Genomic DNA, 3728 nt, shown 5'->3' with positions numbered 1-3728 from the left:
TTCCAGGACGGCTCTGTAGGCGTTCTCGATCTCGGCCGAGGACAGACGCTGAGTTGGTTGAGCGGCCGGCAACGTGCCGTTCAGTGCCTGCGCGGCCACTTGTGCGGAGGACACGACGGACGGCGCCGGCGGCTGGACGAGCGCCTTGACCAGCGCCGCGGTCGCAGGTTCGGCCTTGGGCGACGGCACCGGCTGCGGCGCCAGCGCCTCTTTCAGCAGCGACGTCACGCTGGCATTGGTGATGTCCATGGCGCTTCCGACAACCATTGTGCCAACCGGCATACTACATGAGCATTGCGCCAAGCTTGACCTTGCCTTCGATTTGTGGCGATTGAACCCCTATGAACCTATGCGCCATTCCATGATGAACCGTTTTGAAGGCCCCGGCGGCAAGGAAGCGCGCATCCGCTATCTCGACGGCGACTTCCAGGTGACGAGCCCCGGCGCGTTCGTGCGCTGCGCGGTGACCGGCGAGAGCATCCCGCTGGACGAGCTCAAATACTGGAGCGTCGCCAGGCAGGAGCCATATGTGAACGCGGCAGCGTCGCTGCGGCGTGAGATCGAGGCGCATCCGGAGCTGCGCAAGCGCGGGTAGAACCTCCTAGGATGAGGACGGTCTCATCTTGCGCTGCCGCCATGCATCCAGCGTCTCATTGATGATGCGCTCCGGCACGTGGTCGATCTCGAACACGGCGTCGATCTCAAGCACGTCGAGCTGCTCCAGGAAGCCGGCGGGTGCGGCGCCGTGGCGAAGCCGCGCGGCATCCTTTGCCGTGGTGACAAGCCGAAGCCCCTCGCGCTTGGCAAGCGCCGCCAGATCGGCAAGCTCGTCCGCGGCGTAGAAATGATGGTCGGGAAAAGCGCGCGACAGCGCGACCTCGCCGCCGGCGCCGCGCAGCGTATCGAAGAATTTTTCCGGATGGCCGATGCCGGCAAAGGCAAGGAAGCGCCCGCCGGCAAAGCGCGCCGGGTTCGCCGGCTCGACATGGGCCAAAAAGATCGGCCGGCCGGCGCGCGCCGCCTGGCGTACCACCGTGTCGGCCGCGCTCCCCTCGCCCATCTTCAGCAAGCCGCCGGTGAACACCAGCTGATCAACGATCTTTGCCCGGAGCGGCCCGCCCGGAATGACGCGGCCATTGCCGATGCCGAAACGCGCATCGACCACGACCAGCGCGTAGTCGATATGGATGCGCGCCGACTGGAAACCGTCATCCATGATCAGCAAGTCGCAGCCATGCTCTGCCATCAGCAGTTTGGCGCCGGCGGCGCGGTTGGCCGTCACCGCGACCGGCGCATGTTCGGCAAGCAGCAGCGGCTCGTCGCCGACATGCTTGGCCGCGTCGTGATGCGCATCGACGACATGCGGCTTGGCGAAGGAACCGCCATGGCCGCGCGACAGGAAGCCGGGCGTGAGCTGCATGCGCTTTGCCTGTTTAGCCAGCGCGATGGCGACCGGCGTCTTGCCGCTGCCGCCAACGGTGAAGTTGCCGACGCACAGCACAGGTGCCGCGACCTTCTCGCGCGGCGCGCGCCGCATGCGGCGCCCAGCCACCATTCCATACATCGCGGACACCGGCGAAAGCGCCAGCACGCGCCAGTCCGGCTTTTCCCACCAGAAGGGCGGCGCTTCGCTGGTCATGGCGCGACTTCCATGGCGCATGACCCTTTCCAAAGATCGGATCCGAATTTTTGGGCCATGCGCTAGCGCCCGTTGGCGCCTTTCAGGCGCGCCTTGACGACCAGCGGCTGGATGTAGGGTTCGAGCGACTTCAGCGTGCGCTGAAGCGCGCCGCGCATCTCGTCGACGGTCGCCGCGCCCGCCGCCATCATCTCGTGGCGCACCGCCTCGTTGGTCAAAAGGAAATTGACGGCGCCGGCCAGCATGTCGCGGTCGCGCACCAGCTTGGCGCCGCCGCGATCGAGCAGGCGCTGATAGGCTTCGCGGAAATTCTGCACGTTGCGGCCGGCCAGCACCGCCGTGTCGAGCATCGCCGGCTCGAGCGGGTTCTGGCCGCCCTCGGAGGTCAGCGAGCGGCCGACGAAGGCGATCTCGGTCAGCCTTAGATAAAGTCCCATCTCGCCGATCGTGTCGCCGAGCAGGATATCGGTGTCGGACGTGATGCGGTCGCCCTTGCTGCGGCGCGCGACTTTCAGCCCCATGCCGGAGATCTGCGCGGCCAGCGCGTCCGCGCGGTCGGGATGGCGGGGCACGACGATGGTCAACAGTCCAGGGTGGCGCTTGTGCAAGGTCGCATGGACTTCCGCCGCGGCGACCTCCTCCCCGTCATGGGTCGAGATCGCCGCCCAGGTCGGGCGCAAGCCGATCTGGCGCTGCAGGATCGCCAGCGCCCGCTCGTCGACCGGCGGCGGGTTGGTGTCCACCTTGAGATTGCCGGAAACGGTCACCGGCCGGGCGCCGAGGACGCGGAACCGCTCGCCGTCGACATCCGACTGGGCAACGACATGGGCAAGATTCTCGAACAGCGCCTCGGCGACGCCGGCGCGCTTCTTCCACGACCGGAAGGAACGGTCCGACAGCCGCCCGTTGACCAGGACCTGCGGCACGTTGCGCGCGCCGAGTTCCAGGATGGTCATCGGCCAGATCTCCGATTCGGCTATGATGGCCAGCTCCGGCAGCCAGTGATCGAGGAAGCGGCTTACCGCGGGCTTGAGGTCGAGCGGCACATATTGGTGGATGATGCGGCTGCCAAGCCGCTCGTCGGCGACCTTGGCCGAGGTCACAGTGCCGGTCGTCAGCACGATGTTGACGCCGTAATCGAGAATGCTTTCGACCAGCGGCACGACGGCGATCGTCTCGCCGACGCTCGCGGCGTGAATCCAGATGACCGGTCCTTCCGGACGCGGACGGCCGGCGACGCCGTAGCGCTCGCGACGGCGAACGCGGTCTTCCTTGCCGCGCGAGGCGCGCCAGGCGACATAGGGTCCGATCAGCGGATAGGCGACGGCCCCGGCGTAACGGTAGGCGGTCAGGGCCGCGCGCGCCCAGCGCTCGCTCATTTGTCGCCGTCCACGAGGCGGTAGGCCTCGGCGGTCGCGGCGTTGAGCGAGGCGGTGACCTCCTGGCGCTTGCGCTCCATCTCGGCGTCGTCGGCGTTGGCCGGCACGAAGACCGGCTGTCCGACAATAACGGCGGAGCGGCCGAACGGCAGGTTGATGGTGGTCTTGTCCCAGCTCTTTTCCAGCACCTTGCGGCGGCTGGTGGCGATCGCCGAGGGCAGGATCGGGCGCCCGGAAAGCCTGGCCAAAAGCACGATGCCCAGCCCCGCGTCGCGCGGCGTGCCATGCGGAATGTCGGCGATCATCGCGACATTCTTGCCGGCTACCAGCGCTTTCTTGAGCGCAATCAAGGCTTTGGCGCCGCCTTTGTCGAGATGCCTCGAACTGTCGCGGCCACCCGAGCCGCGCACCGCCTCGATGCCGAATCTGTTCAGCATCAGCGCGTTGAGCTCGGCGTCGGCACTGCGCGAGACCATGGCGACCAGCGGCCGGCCCTTGGGATAATAAGCCGGCGTCAAGAGATGCTGGCCATGCCACAGCGCGATGATGCCGGGTTCCAGATGCGCATAGGCGCCGCCGGCGACCTGCGTCGACCCTTTCACCAGCGGGCTGGTGATGCGAATCAGCCGCACGAACCAGGCGAACAGGCTGGCGATGAAATTCTTGACGAATCGCGACTGGGCGAGCGGCTCTCGGATGCGGCGCCACAG

General features: G+C 67.1%; 4 protein-coding genes and 1 pseudogene. 1 reads left to right on the top strand and 4 read right to left on the bottom strand.

All coding sequences use genetic code 11. The annotated features are described in order from the left end of the window. A pseudogene (locus tag EOA60_RS23210) lies at positions 1 to 249 on the bottom strand (hypothetical protein); the annotation flags it as partial. Between the two features lie 112 nt (positions 250 to 361). Between EOA60_RS23210 and EOA60_RS23205 the strand changes: the two are divergent. Continuing rightward, on the top strand, positions 362 to 595 hold the full coding sequence (locus tag EOA60_RS23205) for a DUF2093 domain-containing protein (protein ID WP_067000947.1): 234 nt from the start codon (positions 362 to 364) through the stop codon (positions 593 to 595). A gap of 6 nt (positions 596 to 601) precedes the next feature. Here the strand turns inward: EOA60_RS23205 and lpxK are convergent, their stop codons facing one another. From lpxK to EOA60_RS23190, 3 genes are all read right to left on the bottom strand, one after another. Continuing rightward, positions 602 to 1639, bottom strand: a complete 1038-nt coding sequence (gene lpxK, locus EOA60_RS23200; RefSeq protein WP_128293275.1) for a tetraacyldisaccharide 4'-kinase — start codon at positions 1637 to 1639, stop codon at positions 602 to 604. Positions 1640 to 1701: 62 nt separating this feature from the next. Beyond that, complete coding sequence (gene waaA, locus EOA60_RS23195) at positions 1702 to 3018, bottom strand: lipid IV(A) 3-deoxy-D-manno-octulosonic acid transferase (protein WP_095824794.1); 1317 nt, start codon at positions 3016 to 3018, stop codon at positions 1702 to 1704. Then, entirely contained in the window at positions 3015 to 3728 is a 714-nt protein-coding gene (locus EOA60_RS23190; protein WP_128311955.1) for a lysophospholipid acyltransferase family protein, read from the bottom strand. The genes waaA and EOA60_RS23190 overlap by 4 nt, the downstream gene beginning before the upstream one ends.

The sequence above is a fragment of the Mesorhizobium sp. M1A.F.Ca.IN.020.06.1.1 genome (assembly GCF_004023265.1).
Classification (GTDB): domain Bacteria; phylum Pseudomonadota; class Alphaproteobacteria; order Rhizobiales; family Rhizobiaceae; genus Mesorhizobium.
The sequence above is the reverse complement of the archived record's forward strand: the minus strand, read 5'-3'. Positions and strand labels throughout refer to the sequence as shown.

Excerpts from the sequence above, each read along its gene's own strand:
- lpxK (WP_128293275.1), bottom strand. The coding sequence starts at position 1,639 with ATGACCAGCGAAGCGCCGCCCTTCTGGTGGGAAAAGCCGGACTGGCGC.
- waaA (WP_095824794.1), bottom strand. The coding sequence starts at position 3,018 with ATGAGCGAGCGCTGGGCGCGCGCGGCCCTGACCGCCTACCGTTACGCC.
- EOA60_RS23205 (WP_067000947.1), top strand. The coding sequence starts at position 362 with ATGATGAACCGTTTTGAAGGCCCCGGCGGCAAGGAAGCGCGCATCCGC.